The 14,523-nt window shown below is 70.6% G+C and carries 12 protein-coding genes; 5 read left to right on the top strand and 7 right to left on the bottom strand.

Annotation, left to right across the window (positions count from 1 at the left end; translation table 11 throughout):
• Nucleotides 1–96: 96 nt before the first annotated feature.
• A complete protein-coding gene (locus tag QI633_RS01585; RefSeq protein WP_282427886.1) occupies nt 97–1,641 on the top strand; it encodes a Re/Si-specific NAD(P)(+) transhydrogenase subunit alpha in 1,545 nt (514 codons plus the stop codon).
• A gap of 3 nt (nt 1,642–1,644) precedes the next feature.
• Nucleotides 1,645–3,069, top strand: coding sequence for a Re/Si-specific NAD(P)(+) transhydrogenase subunit beta (pntB, locus tag QI633_RS01580; RefSeq protein WP_141800691.1), 1,425 nt, complete (start codon nt 1,645–1,647; stop codon nt 3,067–3,069).
• Nucleotides 3,070–3,223: 154 nt separating this feature from the next.
• Here the strand turns inward: pntB and thpR are convergent, their stop codons facing one another.
• From thpR to QI633_RS01565, 3 genes are all read right to left on the bottom strand, one after another.
• Nucleotides 3,224–3,778 (bottom strand): RNA 2',3'-cyclic phosphodiesterase, encoded by a 555-nt coding sequence (gene thpR, locus QI633_RS01575; RefSeq protein WP_141800692.1) that lies wholly within the window; start codon nt 3,776–3,778, stop codon nt 3,224–3,226.
• The gene (locus tag QI633_RS01570) at nt 3,778–4,524 is read right to left on the bottom strand and encodes a VIT family protein (RefSeq protein ID WP_141800693.1); all 747 of its coding nucleotides are present in this window, start codon (nt 4,522–4,524) and stop codon (nt 3,778–3,780) included. The genes thpR and QI633_RS01570 overlap by 1 nt, the downstream gene beginning before the upstream one ends.
• A 108-nt stretch (nt 4,525–4,632) precedes the next feature.
• The gene (locus tag QI633_RS01565; protein ID WP_141800694.1) at nt 4,633–5,778 is read right to left on the bottom strand and encodes an acyl-CoA dehydrogenase family protein; all 1,146 of its coding nucleotides are present in this window, start codon (nt 5,776–5,778) and stop codon (nt 4,633–4,635) included.
• Nucleotides 5,779–5,901: 123 nt separating this feature from the next.
• On the opposite strand from QI633_RS01565, the gene QI633_RS01560 reads away from it, so the two are divergent.
• Entirely contained in the window at nt 5,902–6,531 is a 630-nt protein-coding gene (locus QI633_RS01560; RefSeq protein WP_260806556.1) for a PadR family transcriptional regulator, read from the top strand.
• A 37-nt stretch (nt 6,532–6,568) separates the two neighbouring features.
• Here QI633_RS01560 and QI633_RS01555 read toward each other — a convergent pair whose 3' ends face one another.
• Nucleotides 6,569–8,722: an Ig-like domain repeat protein gene (locus tag QI633_RS01555; RefSeq protein ID WP_141800695.1), complete on the bottom strand. Its 2,154-nt coding sequence runs from the start codon at nt 8,720–8,722 to the stop codon at nt 6,569–6,571.
• Nucleotides 8,723–8,998: 276 nt separating this feature from the next.
• Here QI633_RS01555 and QI633_RS01550 point away from each other — a divergent pair, with 276 nt between their 5' ends.
• Nucleotides 8,999–10,018, top strand: coding sequence for an ATP-binding cassette domain-containing protein (locus QI633_RS01550; protein WP_141800696.1), 1,020 nt, complete (start codon nt 8,999–9,001; stop codon nt 10,016–10,018).
• Nucleotides 10,015–10,767, top strand: a complete 753-nt coding sequence (locus QI633_RS01545) for an ABC transporter permease (protein ID WP_141800697.1) — start codon at nt 10,015–10,017, stop codon at nt 10,765–10,767. The genes QI633_RS01550 and QI633_RS01545 overlap by 4 nt, the downstream gene beginning before the upstream one ends.
• 25 nt (nt 10,768–10,792) lie before the next feature.
• Here QI633_RS01545 and QI633_RS01540 read toward each other — a convergent pair whose 3' ends face one another.
• The 3 genes from QI633_RS01540 to QI633_RS01530 all read right to left on the bottom strand — a co-directional run bounded on the left by QI633_RS01540 (nt 10,793) and on the right by QI633_RS01530 (nt 14,518).
• Nucleotides 10,793–12,610, bottom strand: a complete 1,818-nt coding sequence (locus QI633_RS01540) for a serine/threonine-protein kinase (RefSeq protein ID WP_282427885.1) — start codon at nt 12,608–12,610, stop codon at nt 10,793–10,795.
• 223 nt (nt 12,611–12,833) lie between these two features.
• Nucleotides 12,834–13,883, bottom strand: coding sequence for a hypothetical protein (locus tag QI633_RS01535; protein WP_282427884.1), 1,050 nt, complete (start codon nt 13,881–13,883; stop codon nt 12,834–12,836).
• Nucleotides 13,880–14,518 carry an ATP-binding cassette domain-containing protein gene (locus tag QI633_RS01530; protein WP_282427883.1) on the bottom strand — a complete coding sequence of 213 codons (639 nt, stop codon included), beginning with the start codon at nt 14,516–14,518 and terminating at the stop codon, nt 13,880–13,882. The genes QI633_RS01535 and QI633_RS01530 overlap by 4 nt, the downstream gene beginning before the upstream one ends.
• Between the last annotated feature and the right edge of the window lie 5 nt (nt 14,519–14,523).

Here is a 14,523-nt window from a genome sequence, read left to right as displayed (position 1 = left end):
CCCCTAGATGTACGTCACACGTAAGACGGCCCCCGTGAGGGGGTGAGGTCTGTGTAGTTTGGCTCGCGCTGTATCCACAGAATGGCTGGAGGCTCGATGCTCATCGGCATCCCGCGCGAGTCGAAACAGGGCGAAACCCTGGTCGCGGCGACCGCAAAGACCGTAACCCAACTGACCAACCTCGGCTACGACGTGATCGTCGAGTCGGGCGCCGGCGACCTCGCCGACCAGCCCGACAGTGCTTTCACGGGGCTCGAGGACGCCAAGGTGCGGGTCGGCTCACGTGCGGAGGTGTGGGCCGCCGACGTCGTCGTCAAGGTCAACGCCCCCACGGATGAGGAGATCGGCCGGCTCCGCCGGGGCGCCACGATCATCTCGATGATGGCGCCGGGCCGCAGCCCCGAACTGCTCGAGAAGCTGCAGGCGCAGGGCGTGACCGCGCTGGCCATGGACGCGGTGCCGCGGATCTCGCGTGCGCAGTCGATGGACGTGCTGTCCTCGATGGCGAACGTCGCGGGCTACCGCGCCGTCGTCGAGTCGGCCCACGAGTTCGGCCGGATGTTCACCGGCCAGGTCACCGCCGCGGGCAAGATCCCGCCGGCCCGCGTCTTCGTCGTGGGTGCCGGTGTCGCCGGCCTCGCCGCGATCGGTGCGGCCTCCGCGATGGGCGCGATCGTGCGCGCGTTCGACGTGCGTCCCGAGGTCGCCGAGCAGGTCGAGTCGATGGGTGCCGAGTTCGTCCACGTCGACATGGAGCAGGAGGTCTCCTCCGACGGCTACGCCAAGGAGATGTCCGAGGCCCAGGTCGCCGCGACCGCCGCGATGTACGACGAGGAGGCGCGTGCCGCCGACATCGTCATCACGACCGCGCTGATCCCCGGACGTCCCGCTCCGTCGCTGATCACCGCCGAGACCGTCGCGGGCATGCGCAACGGCTCCGTGATCGTCGACATGGCGGCCGCCAACGGCGGCAACGCCGCCGGCACCGTGGCCGACCAGAAGGTCGTCACCGACAACGGCGTGACGATCCTCGGCTACACCGACCTCGCCGGCCGCCTGGCCGCGCAGACGTCCCAGCTGTACGGCACCAACATCGTCAACCTGCTCAAGCTGCTGACCCCCGAGAAGGACGGCAACCTGGGCCTGGACTTCGACGACGTCGTGCAGCGCGGCATCACCGTCGTGCGCGACGGTGAGTCGACGTGGCCGCCGCCGGCCGTGCAGGTCTCGGCCGCCCCGGCCGCCGCACCGGCTGCTGTGGCCGAGCCGAAGCCGGTGAAGCCGCCGATGTCGGCGGGCACGAAGGTCGGCCTGGTGCTGGGCGCGATCGCCCTGTTCTGGCTCATCAACGCACTGGCCCCGACCCAGGAGCTGCGCACGCACTTCACCGTGCTGATGCTCTCGATCGTGATCGGCTACTACGTCATCGGCAAGGTCGCGCACGCGCTGCACACGCCGCTGATGTCGGTCACCAACGCCATCTCCGGCGTCGTGGTCGTCGGAGCACTGCTGCAGGTTCCGAGCAACGACAACCTCGTCCTCGGACTGTCGCTGGTCGCGATCCTGCTGGCCTCGATCAACGTGTTCGGTGGGTTCGCGGTCACGCGCCGCATGCTCTCGATGTTCAGCAAGGGAGCCTGATCCATGGACATCATCTCCATCACCGGTGCGGCGTACATCGTCGCCGCGCTGCTGTTCATCCTGTCCCTGGCAGGTCTCTCGAAGCACGAGTCGGCCAAGAACGGCCTGACGTTCGGCATCGTCGGCATGGCGGTCGCCCTCATCGCGACCGTCATCGCAGTGATCGACGGCAGCGAGTTCGTCGACAACCGCGCGGTGGTCATCATCGCCATGCTGGCCGCGATCGCCGTCGGCGGTGCGGTCGGCCTGTGGCGCGCGAGGATCGTCGAGATGACCGGCATGCCCGAGCTCATCGCCATGCTGCACTCGTTCGTCGGCCTCGCGGCCGTCGCGATCGGCTGGAACGGCCACGTCCTCGGCTCCCACGAGTCGCTCGACAGCCTGGTCAACATCCACGAGGCCGAGGTCGCGATCGGCATCTTCATCGGTGCGGTCACCTTCACCGGCTCGATCGTCGCCAACCTGAAGCTGTCGGCGAAGATGAAGTCCGCCCCGCTCATGCTGCCGGGCAAGAACCTCATCAACGTCGGCTCGCTGGTGCTGTTCGCGATCCTGACCGCGATCTACGTCTCGCTCGACACGCACGACAACACCTCGGCCGACATCCTGCTGGGCGTGCTGACCCTGCTGGCGCTCGCGCTGGGCTGGCACCTGGTCGCCTCGATCGGCGGCGGTGACATGCCGGTCGTGGTGTCGATGCTCAACTCGTACTCCGGCTGGGCCGCGGCCGCGTCGGGCTTCCTGCTCGGCAACGACCTGCTCATCGTCACCGGTGCCCTCGTCGGCTCCTCCGGTGCGTACCTGTCCTACATCATGTGCAAGGCGATGAACCGCTCGTTCATCTCCGTCATCGCGGGCGGCTTCGGCATCGCCGCTCCCGCGGGCGACGACGTGGACTACGGCGAGCACCGCGAGATCCAGGCCGACGCCGTCGCCGAGCTCCTCTCCGGCGCGTCCTCGGTGGTCATCACCCCGGGCTACGGCATGGCCGTGGCGCAGGCGCAGTACCCCGTCGCCGACCTGACCGCGAAGCTGCGGGCCAAGGGCGTCGACGTCCGCTTCGGCATCCACCCCGTCGCGGGCCGCCTCCCGGGCCACATGAACGTGCTGCTCGCCGAGGCCAAGCTGCCCTACGACATCGTGCTCGAGATGGACGAGATCAACGACGACTTCCCCGACACGGACGTCGTCCTGGTCATCGGCGCCAACGACACGGTCAACCCGGCCGCGTCCGAGGACCCGTCCTCCCCGATCGCGGGCATGCCGGTCCTCGAGGTCTGGAACGCCAAGGACGTCATCGTCTTCAAGCGCTCCATGGCCGCCGGCTACGCGGGCGTGCAGAACCCGCTGTTCTTCCGCGACAACAGCCAGATGCTGTTCGGCGACGCGAAGGACCGCGTCGAGGACATCGTCAAGGCGCTCGGCTGACACCAGGCGTACGTCGAAGGGCCGGTTCCGCACTGCGGGGCCGGCCCTTCGACGTACACCCCTCAAACCGTTCGATCGAACGGTTCGAGGGGTGTAGGAGCCCCCGAAACCCCCCAAACCGTGCGATCGAACGATTCGGTGGTGGCGCTCGCCCCTACAGCACGATCTCGGCGAGCGGCTCGTAGCGCGGCGACCGGCGCGGCCCCTCCCCGAGGTGCGAGGCGATCACGTGCACCGACGCGCATGGCCATGCCGGACCCTCGTAGGTGTCCAGGAGTCGCACCCAGCTGGTCATCTCGGTCGGGTGACCGCCCGTGCGAGCGACGGTCAGGTGGGGCCGGAAGCGCTGCCCGTCGACCTCGATCCCACAGGCCACGGCCGCGTTGCGGGCGCGGACCGAGGCCGTCGCGAGCGTCTCGTCGCCGCCGGTCACGCCCGTCGCGAGCACCCGGCCCTCGGCGACGTTCGGGAACACGACCGCACCGGCGAGGGTCAGCTCGACGGGCGAGAGCCCGTCGAGGGACTCGGCCAGGCGGTCGACGTACGCATCGACGCGGCGCTCCTCGGCCTCGGCCATGAACGCGAGGGTGACGTGGAGCTGCTCGGGCCGGGTCCAGCGGAAGGACGCGGCAGCGCGGCGCGGGTCGAGGAAGGCGTCGAGGTGCTCGACCGCCTCGGGCGGCGGGACCACCGCCGTGAACAGGCGCATCAGACCTGGGTGCCGACCAGCTGGCCGATGCCGTAGGTGACTCCCATGGCGAGCAGACCGCCGAGGACGTTGCGGACGACCGCACGGGCGGGCGAGCCGTAGCCGAACCGAGCGCTCGCCCAGCCGGTGAGGGCGAGCGCGACGACGACTGCGGCGACCGTCACCGGCACCCGCAGGTCGACGTCGAACAGCAGGATCGTCAGCAGCGGCAGCAGCGCGCCCAGTGTGAAGGACAGCATCGACGCGAACGCGGCCTTCCACGGGTTCGTGAGGTCGTTCGGGTCGATGCCGAGCTCGACCTCGGCGTGCGCGGCGAAGGCGTCCTTCTCGGTGAGCTGCTTGGCGACCTCGAGGGCGAGGTCAGGCTCGAGGCCCTTGTCGACGTACAGTCCGGCGAGCTCGGCGAGTTCCTCCTCGGGGTCTTCGCGAAGCTCGCGCCGCTCCTTCGCGAGCAGGGCCTCCTCGGAGTCGCGCTGGGTGCTGACCGAGACGTACTCGCCCGCCGCCATGCTCATCGCGCCCGCCGCGAGGCCCGCGACACCGGCGATCAGGATGGCCGTCCGGTCCGACGTCGCGCCGGCGACGCCGAGCACGATGCCGGCGGTCGAGACGATGCCGTCGTTGGCGCCGAGGACGCCGGCCCGCAGCCAGTTGAGCCGGTTGTTGATGCCCTCCTGGTGAGGCTCGTCGTCGTGGGGTCCGAGCGCCTCTGCAGGGAGGTCGGACTCGGTGTCAGCTCCAGTCATGGATCCATGATCCCCTGTGGAGCGGACGGGCCGCGACCCGGTTCCCGGGGCCGATGCGCACGGAACCCCCGGCGCGCCTGGCGCGCCGGGGGTTCCGTGCTCGGGAGCTCAGAGGCCCAGGTCGCGGCCGATGAGCTCCTTCATGATCTCGTTCGAGCCGGCCCAGATCTTCGTGACCCGGGCGTCGCGCCAGGCACGGGCGACGCGGTACTCGTTCATGAAGCCGTAGCCGCCGTGCAGCTGGACGCAGTGGTCGAGCACCTCGGACTGGACCTGCGAGGAGAACCACTTGGCCTTGGCGGCGTCGATCGCGGTGAGCGTCTTCTGCGAGTGGTTGAGCACGCACTTGTCGATGTAGGCCTCGGCGGCCTCGATCCGGGTGACGAGGTCGGCCAGCAGGAACTTGTTGTGCTGGAAGGTGCCGATCGGGGCGCCGAAGGCCTGGCGCTCCTTGGCGTAGTCGATGGTCTCGAGCAGGATCTGCTTGGCGTGCGCGATGTTGGCGACCGCGCAGCCCAGGCGCTCCTGCGGGAGCTTCTGCATCATGTGGATGAAGCCCATGTTGAGCTCGCCGATGATCTCGGCGTCGGTGACGCGGAGGTTCTCGAAGAACAGCTCGGCGGTGTCGGACTCCTCCATGCCGACCTTGTCGAGCTTGCGCCCGCGCGAGAAGCCCTCCATGGTGGCCTCGATGCCGAACAGTGTGATGCCCTTGGGGCCCTTCTCCGGGTCGGTGCGCACCGCGGTGACGAACAGGTCGCCGGAGTAGCCGTTGGTGATGAAGGTCTTCGAGCCGTTGATGATCCACGAGTCGCCGTCACGTACGGCGGTGGTCTTCAGCGCGGCGAGGTCGGACCCGCCGCCCGGCTCGGTCATGCCGATGCCGAGCAGGATCTCGCCGGACGCGACGCCCGGGAGCCAGCGCTGCTTCTGCTCCTCGGTGCCGAGCTCGACGATGTACGGCGCCGTGATGTCGGCGTGGATGCCGTGACAGGTGGGGTACGCCGCGCCGACCTTGGCCAGCTCCTCCTGGAGCACGGCGTTGAACCGGAAGTCGCCGGCGTCGGAGCCGCCGTACTCCTCGGGGATGCACAGCCCGAGGAGGCCCTGCTTGCCGGCCTCGAGCCAGAACTCGCGCGGCAGCGCCTTGGCCTTGATGTGCTCCTCCGTGTGGGGCAGCACCGAGCGGTCCACGAACTCCTTGACGGATGCGCGGAAGGCCTCGTGGTCCTCGTCGTAGATCTCACGCTTCATGGCCGCGACTCTACTCGCGGGTCACATCGGCGGTCGTTGTCCCCGAGCACAACAAAACCCGCCTGAGCATTGGTCGCTGGCAACGATCAGGAGGCGGCCGAGACCAGCTCATAGAATCCGGGCATGGCCGCCCACGACACCCGGATGCTGCTGCTGGGTGCCGTCGCGCTGTTCGAGCCGGTCAACGGCTACCAGATCCGCCGCGAGCTGCTCTCGTGGAGCGTCGACGACTGGGCCCACCTCAACCCGGGCTCGATCTACAACGGGCTGGCGACGCTGACCAAGCAGGGCTTCCTGGTGCGCCACGACCTCGCGGACGGCGGTCGCGAGGTGGCGGTCTACGAGTCGACGCCGTCCGGGCGGGCCGAGCTGGAGCGGCTGGTGACCGCGGGCCTCGAGGAGGTCAGCGTCGTCGACCGCAAGGCGTTCAGCGCGGCGTTCGGCCTGCTGCCCCTGGTCCCGCCGGACCGGGCGCTGCGCTCGCTGGTACGCCGCCGGGTCGCGCTCGAGGAGGTCGTCGCCCGGCTCGCGTCCCCGCCCGAGCCCGGCGCCGCGCCGCCCCACGCGCTGCGCACCGTCGTCATGTGGCTCGACCTCGCCGTGGCCGAGCTGGCGTGGCTGCGCGAGACTATCGACCAGCTGAAGGCCGGCAGCCTCGCTCTCGACGCGTCCACCTGGGCCCCGCCCGCCGACGACCCCGGCTGGCAGATGAACGCCGACCGGGAGCGCTACCGGGCCCTGCTCGGGCGTTGACCGGCAGCACCCCCGGTGCCGTGACCTCCTGAACCGCCTACTTCACCCGGACCTTCGTGGCCGCCGAGGCCGGGCTGACGCCCGTGGTCCCGTCGTAGGTCACCGTGACCTTCCGCTTGCCCCGCTTGAGCTTGACGGTGCCGGAGACCTGGCCGTTCACGAGAGTGAGCGTCTTGACGACCTTGCCGCCGTCACGGATCGTGACCTGGCCGCCGAGCGCCGGGACGCCGGGGGCGCTGATCGAGATGCTCACCCGCACCTTGCCCTTGGCGCCCGAGCGGCTGACCTGCTTGGCCTTCCAGGTGATCGCGGGCGAGGCGTTGGCGACCGTGACCGAGCCCGAGCGGCTCGTGGCGTCCTTGCGCCCGGCGCCGCTCAGGGTCGCGACGACGTCGAGGGTCCGGCCGGCATCGGCAGGCCCCGCCGCGTAGCGGTCTCCGGTCGCCCCACTGATCGCGACGCCGTCGCGGTACCACTGGTACGTCGTGCGGCCGGGGCTCGGCAGCACGACCGGCGCGGTGACCGTCAGTGTCGTGCCCACCATGGGCGTGCCGGTGATCCGCGGCGGCGACTGCACCTGGAAGCCCGGGGTCTCCGGGGGGTCCGAGACCGCCGGCGTGGCGTCGGAGGTCTCCGCCTGGATGCGCTCGTAGCCCTCCTTGTCGGCGTAGACCAGGACGGTGATCCGCTTGCCGCGGTCGGCGCCCTGCACGACGTACTCGCCGCGCGCGTCGCTGGTCTTGCGGTAGATGCCGTCGGCGTACCAGTCGTAGCGGTACGTCGTGGTGGCCGGCACGGTCGTCACGTCGACCGCGGTGAGGGTCGAGCCGACGTACGCGTTGCCGGCGATGCGAGGCTTGGAGATCGACGTGAAGAGCCGGCCCTTGACCTGGATCTGCGGGGTGTCGCTGAACGCCGTGCCGTAGCTGCCGCTGTCCGCGTTGGTGCGGAACACCAGCGTGGAGCCGATGTCGGCGTTGGTGGGCGTGTAGGTCAGGCCGGCGCCGACGGTGCTGACGACCTCGTTGGTCACCTTGAGCCACTGCCCCGTCTTGGTGACGGTGACGGGTCCGAACGTCGCGTGCGTCGCGTAGATCGGGGTGCCGGCCCGGAAGACGCCGCCGGGCTGGGTGGTGACCGTGGGCGCGGAGGCGACGCCGAGACGCCGGAAGCCCTGCACCAGGAAGTCGCCGCCCGCGACGACCGAGACCGCGTTGGAGCCGGACGGTGCCGGCGGCTGGCGGACCCCGGTGGCCCCGGAGCCCCACACGCCCGCGACCGGCGACTGCAGCGACGTGCCGGCGGAGAAGCCGTCGCCCGCGGTGATCTGGAGCCACTTGTCGCCCGGCGCAAGGGCGGGGATGTTGAGCGCACCCTCGGCGTTGCTGCCCCAGCCGACGATCTCGCCGTCCTCGGTCAGCGCGAGGGCGTGGTGCTCGCCGGCGGCGATCTGGACCACCTTGCGGTTGTCGAGGGACGACGGCACCTTTGCTGCGCCGTAGGTGTTGTCGCCCCAGGCATAGACCTTCCCCGACGTCGAGAGGGCCACCGAGAAGCCGTTGCCGGCCGCGATGTCCTTCATCGTGCCCAGGATGACCGAGGTCGGCGGCAAGGTGGCACCAGTCGCGGTGCGCCCCCAGCCCGCGACCTTGCCGGTCGACATCAGCGCGAGCGCGTGGTCGTGGCCGGCGGCGACCTTGGACACGTCGCCGTCGACGATGACCTGCGGCACGCTGTCGAGGCTGTAGGGCGTGTTGCCCCACACCCGGATGTTGTAGTCGTCGCCGAGGACGACGTTGAAGCCGTCGCCGGCGGCCACGTCGATCGTGCCCAGGTTCTGCAGGTAGTCCGGCACCGAGCCCTCGCCATGGGTGTTGTCGCCCCAGGCGTAGAGCTTCTTGTCGGTCGTCGCCGCGACGCCCTGGTGCTCGCCGAGCGAGATCGAGTCGACGACCTTGAGCCCGCTGCGCAGGTCGGCGGGCAGCTGGGTCTGGCCGTAGTCGTTGTTGCCCCAGGCCTGCAGTGCGCTCGCCGAGTTGGCGTGCACCGCGTGGGCCTGCGGCGCGGAGGCGAGGGTGGCCCCGGCGGCGAGGGCTAGCGTCGCGAGCCACCGGGTGCACGTGGTCGCCACGCTCGCGCGTCGCGAGGAGGGCTGACGTCGCGCCCGGGCGGGCGCAGTCATGGGGGACATGTCTCTCCTTGGTGTCGTCGACGGACACACACGTGGCACCCGTCCCGGCCAGCGTGGGGTGCGCCGCTGGGGATCGACTGGGAGCCGACTGGAGCGGGTGCGGGACAGCGGCACCCGACCTCGCGATCGCGCGGAAACCCCGTCGCCGATGAATCGCCGTGGGTGGCATGGTCTGAGAGGGAGTGGCGAGGCACGAGCGGCGCCGGTGCGATTGACACCACTTGTTCAATCTTGAACACTTGCCACCTATTCAACGTTGACTACGAGGGGACGGGCATGATCGAAGCACGAGGACTCGTGCAGACCTTCCACAGCGGACAGGGCAAGCAGAAGAAGGAGGTCCACGCCGTGCGTGGCGTCGACCTCGACGTCGCGGAGGGCGAGGTCGTCGGCTTCCTCGGGCCCAACGGTGCCGGCAAGACCACCACGCTGCGGATGCTGACCACGCTGCTCAAGCCGACGGCCGGTACGGCGAGCGTGGCCGGCTTCGACGTCGCGACCCAAGCCGTCGACGTACGACGCAGCATCGGCTACTGCTCCCAGGTGGGCTCCACCTTCTCCGGCGCCTACGCCGGTGACGAGGTGGTCGACCACGGGATGCTCTACGGGATGTCGAAGAAGGCGGCCGTGGCCAAGGGCCAGGAGCTCTTCGACAAGCTGCAGCTCGAAGGGCTGTGGCGGCGGATGCCGAAGAACATGTCGGGCGGGCAGAAGCGGCGCCTCGACATCGCGATGGCCCTGATCCACTCGCCGTCGCTGGTGTTCCTCGACGAGCCCACCACCGGCCTGGACCCGCAGGCGCGGATCAACCTGTGGCACCACATCGCCGACCTGAGGACCCAGCAGGGCGCGACGGTGTTCCTCACGACCCACTACCTCGACGAGGCCGACGCGCTCGCCGACCGGATCGTGATCATCGACAAGGGCGAGATCGTCGCCAGCGACACCGCCGACAACCTGAAGGCCGCCGTCGCCGGCGACCTGGTCGACCTCGAGGTCAGCACCGACGAGCAGGTCGCCGTCGCGCGCGACAAGCTCGGCTCGATCAGCGCGGAGGTCGAGGTCGAGGGCCACCACGTCCGGGGCCGGGTGGCCCGGGCCGGCAAGGCCGTGCCCGGACTGCTGCGCGACCTCGAGAACTCCGGCGTCGGACTCGAGTCGATCGAGGTCGTGCGCCCCACCCTCGACGACGTCTTCCTCACCCTCACCGGCCGCTCGCTGCGCGACGCCGAGGCCGCGGCCGAGGCGAAGGACGCGACCGCTGCCGACGCAACCACCGAAGGAGCCCGGGCGTGAACACCTTCTTCCGCGAGTCCTGGATCGTCTTCAACCGCCAGCTGCGGATGAACCTGCGCAACCCGGCGTGGGTCATCATCGGCATGCTGCAGCCCGTCCTCTACCTGCTGCTGTTCGGGCCACTGCTCGAGCCGGTCATCGCCCAGCTCGGCGGCAACAAGTACACCTGGTTCGTGCCCGGCATGCTCGTCCAGCTCGGCATCTTCGGGGCGTTCTTCGCCGGCTTCTCGCTGATCGGCGAGTGGCGCGAGGGCGTCATCGAGGCGGAGCGGGTCACCCCCGCCCACCGCTCGGCGCTGCTGTTCGGCCGCCTCTACCGCGACCTGCTCCAGCTGTTCGTGCAGGCCGTGATCCTGGTCGGGCTGGGTCTGATCATGGGCATGGACGCGTCGTTCGGCGGCATCGTCGTCGGCGTCGTCCTCACCCTGATGCTCGGCGGCGCGTGCGCCGCCGCGTCCAACGCCCTCGCACTGACCACCAAGAGCGAGGACGTGATGGCGCCGGTCATCAACGTCGTGATGATGCCGGTGCTGCTGCTCAGCGGCATCCTGCTCCCGATGAGCTTCGGCGCCGGCTGGCTGGAGCGGCTCAGCGACTTCATGCCGATCCGTCACGTCGTCGACGCCGTCCGGGCCGCATTCTTCGGGGACTTCGACGCCTCGATGCTGTGGGGTGTCGGCTGGACGGTCGTGCTGTTCGGTCTCGCCGTGTGGTGGGGCACCTCGGTGTTCAAGAAGGAGAACGCCTGACGTACGCCGGGGGCGCGGGCCCGGATCAGCCCGTGCCGCCCGGCAGGCTGGCCAGCAGCTTGTCGAGGTCGAGGATCAGGTCGGGGTCGGGCGCCTCGATGGTCGCGTCCTTGTCGATCTCGGAGAACTCGAAGTGGTCGACCTCGGACTCGTCGATGCGCAGCACGTAGTGCGGCTCGGCGACCCGGATGGTGAGCACCTCCCGCTCGGTGCCCTCGGTCTGCTCGATCCTGACGCCCTTCTCACCGCCGACCGTGGTGGTGCCGAGGTTCTTGGCGACCGCGTCCTCCCGGCCGTCGCGCTCGAGCAGCTCGTCGAGATCGCAGAAGGCCTCGGTGCTGTCGGCCATGGAGTCGTCGACGACCCACTTGTCGCCGATGAGCGGCAGCACGAAGGCCGCCGTGCCCGCGCCGACCACGCCGTCCCAGAACTTGGCGTCCGCGCGCAGCCAGGTGGTGTCGCCGACGTGCAGGACGTCGGCGCTGCCACCGGACGTGGTCGAGGTCAGCTTGCCCTTGCAGTCGCCCCGGGTGGTGGAGACGACGTCGACCTCGACCGTGTCCTCGCCGTCGGCGAACTCGCCGCGAATCCGGGCGGTCTCGACGACCGCCATGTCCTTCTCCGACGCGCGGACGATGTCCTTGGCAGGCTGGTCGAGGAAGCCGTCGTCGCTGCCGCCGGTGCCGCCGTCGCGGGTCAGCAGGGCCACGGCGACGCCGATCCCGGCCGCGACGAGGACGGCGAGCACGGTGAGCAGGATCCAGGTCCGCACGCCGGGGCCGGTACGCCGGGGTGGTGACGCAGCAGCCGCGAACGGCAGTGGCGTGGGAGCGGGCGGCGGAGGCGGCGGCATCGTGGTCGCCGGAGCGGGCGTCGGAGCCGGCGTGGGCGGGGTCGGCGAGGTCGGGGCGACAGGCCGGGGCGCCGGCCGCAGCGCGGTGGCGCCCCTCTCCTCGGGCTGCGCGGCGCCGGGCGTCACCGGCAGCCGCAACGCGGCCTGGAGGTCGGCGCTCATCTCGCCGGCCCGCTGGTAGCGCTCGGCGGGGTCCTTGGCCATTGCGGTGCGCAAGATCCGGTTGGTGGCGTTCACCATCGGGCTGGTGCCGGCCAGCTGCGGGACCGGGTCGCGCACGTGCGCGGCGATCAGCTGGTACTCCGAGTCCCCGCGGTACGGCGGCCGCCCGGTCAGGGTCACCCACAGCAGGCAGCCCAGGGCGTAGAGGTCGCTGACCGCGCTGGCCCGCGCGCCTCCGTGCAGCTCGGGTGCCATGTAGGACGGCGTACCTGCCGTCGACGAGCTGAAGCGGGTCGCGTCGGCGTTCATCCGGCGCGCGATGCCGAAGTCGGCGAGGTAGGCGCGCACCGAGCCGGGCCGGCGGCGTACCAGCACGTTGCCGGGCTTGATGTCGCGGTGCACCAGCCCCGCGTCATGGGCGTCGGCGAGCCCGCTGGTGACCTGCTCGATGATCTCGAGCGCCTCCACCAGCGACGGCACGCCCTGGCTGCGGATCATCTGTCCGAGGTCGCCGCCGGGGATCAGCTGGCTGGCGATGTAGAGGTACCCGTCCTCCTCCCCGTGGGCGTAGACCGCCACCACGTGGGCCGACTCGAGCGACGCCTGCGCCCGTGCCTCGCGGGTGAACCGCTCGCGGAACTCGGGGTCGTGAGCGAAGAGCGGCGCGATGACCTTCAGCGCCACCTCGCGGCCGAGGTTCTCCTCCATCGCCCGGTAGACGACACCCATGCCGCCCTGGCCGAGCTGCTCGAGGATCCGGAACCGCCCGATCCGGGCCCCGACGGCCGCGGGCGCGCCCGGGTCACCGGGGCCGGAGTACGTGGACACACCCTCTGTTCTACCGGACAGGGGCGACGACGAGGAGCGCGGCGCTGCCCACCGGACCGACCAACCCCCCAGCTGCCCGAGAGACACGGACCGGAGCGGGACGGAGCGCCGCGGCTCCTCGTGACCGGGCCGCTCCCCCACGGTGCGACCCGGAGACGATTCTCCCGGCTCCTCCGGGCGTGGCGGAACCAGCGGAATGGAGGACAGCGGCCGCCGGCGGGCCTCAGGGCTTCCGGATCGCGTAGACGGCGTAGACCCCGTCCGTTGGCAGGTGGACGTCGACGTGGCCGAGGATCCCCGCCGCCCGGACGATGTCTAGTACCTCCTCGACCGACCGCGGCTGGACGTGCGGCCACTGCACGACGTCCATGGTGAAGCCCAGTTCGGGATGGGTGTCGAGCATGTTGCCGGTGACGAGCAGACCGCCCGGCCTGACGCAGGCGTAGGCATTGCGTAGGAAGGTGATGGCGCCGGCCTGCTTGCGCCGGGTGCTGACCACCCCGTCGTACCGGTAGGTCCAGTCGTCCGGCTTGAGGTACTCGAGGATCCCGACCGCGTCGACGGTGTCGAACGCCTCATGCCAGCCGGTACGTCGACGCCAGCCCGGTACGGAGGTGGGCAGGCGGTCGAAGCCCCGACGGTCGAGGACGTTCACCCGGACCGTGTCGGCCCGGAGGCCGCGGTCGGCGGCGTACCTCTGCGCCAGGCGGAGCGCGTCCCGGTCGAGGTCGGCGAGCGTCGGGCGTGGAGGGAGCCGCCCGAGCGCGACGAGGTGCTCCATCGCCCGGAAGACGGGTTGGGCCGCGCCGCAGGCGAGCGACAGCCACCGCACCTCACCGGGCGCCGCGTCGGTGGCCTCGACGAGCAGGCGCTGCATCACGGCCGCTCGCGAGCGGATGCCGCGGGCGTCGGCCAGGTTCCGGAACCATTGCCTGATCTCGTCGTCCACGGCGACCCCCGAGGGATAGTGCGTCGCGTCGGGCTCGTAGAGCGGATGCAGGGCGGCCGCCGTGGGGACCTGCGAGATCCAGTGGGAGAAGGAGGGATGCGTGGCGACAAGGCGGGCGGTCGCAGGGTTCTCGAGGTCGATCCGGCTCAGGCGCTTGCGGCGGTGGCCGGCATCGGCACCGTAGAAGTCGGCGGCGACCGCCTCGAGCTCGCGCACCTCGGCCAGGACCCGTCCAGCGTCCTGGTCGGCGTGCGGGTCGGCGTGTGCGAACCGGATCATGCGGGAGGTCAGCCCGGCATCGGCGCCCCGGTCGGTTCCGGTCACGGGGTCCCCCCGTCCTGGATGCGGCCGTCGAGCAGGTGCACCTGCGCGGTGGCATAGCCCGTCGAGATCTCGTCATGGGACACCATGAGGACGGTCGTGCCCTCCTGCTCGCTGATGTCACGCAACAGGGCGTGGATGAGGTGCTTCGAGGCCGTGTCCAGGGATGCGGTGGGCTCGTCGGCGAACACGACATCCGGGCGGTGCGCCAGGCAACGGACCAGGGCGGCACGCTGTGCCTGGCCTCCGGAGACCCGACCGGCCCGGCTGTCCAGCACGTCGGCGATCCCGAGCGATCCGACGAGGTGGCGGACCCAACCCGGGTCGGTCGGGTGGCCCGTCAGCAGGTGGGGCGACTCGATGTTCTCCCTCAGCGTGAGCCCGCCCAGAAGGCCGGAGCGCTGGAACACGTGGCCGTGACGTGCCCGGAACCGTTCACGCTGCTGAGCAGGCAGCGCGACGACGTCGGTGCCACCGACGACGATCTCGCCGTCGTCCGGCAGATCGAGGCCGGCCACGAGGTTGAGCAGGGTCGTCTTCCCCGAGCCTGACGGGCCGGAGATCACGGTCAGGGACCCGGCCGCCACCTCGACGTCGACCTCCACGAGCACGGGAGTCCCGAGATAGGACTTCGTCACACCTC

Source organism: Nocardioides sp. QY071 (genome assembly GCF_029961765.1).
Taxonomy (GTDB): domain Bacteria; phylum Actinomycetota; class Actinomycetes; order Propionibacteriales; family Nocardioidaceae; genus Nocardioides.
Note: the sequence above shows the minus strand (reverse complement) of the source record. Positions and strands in the feature narration are given on the sequence as shown.

Bases quoted from the DNA above. Each gene is read 5' to 3' on its own strand.
- QI633_RS01585 (WP_282427886.1), top strand. From the start codon at position 97: ATGCTCATCGGCATCCCGCGCGAGTCGAAACAGGGCGAAACCCTGGTC.
- pntB (WP_141800691.1), top strand. From the start codon at position 1,645: ATGGACATCATCTCCATCACCGGTGCGGCGTACATCGTCGCCGCGCTG.
- thpR (WP_141800692.1), bottom strand. From the start codon at position 3,778: ATGCGCCTGTTCACGGCGGTGGTCCCGCCGCCCGAGGCGGTCGAGCAC.
- QI633_RS01570 (WP_141800693.1), bottom strand. From the start codon at position 4,524: ATGACTGGAGCTGACACCGAGTCCGACCTCCCTGCAGAGGCGCTCGGA.
- QI633_RS01565 (WP_141800694.1), bottom strand. From the start codon at position 5,778: ATGAAGCGTGAGATCTACGACGAGGACCACGAGGCCTTCCGCGCATCC.
- QI633_RS01560 (WP_260806556.1), top strand. From the start codon at position 5,902: ATGGCCGCCCACGACACCCGGATGCTGCTGCTGGGTGCCGTCGCGCTG.
- QI633_RS01555 (WP_141800695.1), bottom strand. From the start codon at position 8,722: ATGTCCCCCATGACTGCGCCCGCCCGGGCGCGACGTCAGCCCTCCTCG.
- QI633_RS01550 (WP_141800696.1), top strand. From the start codon at position 8,999: ATGATCGAAGCACGAGGACTCGTGCAGACCTTCCACAGCGGACAGGGC.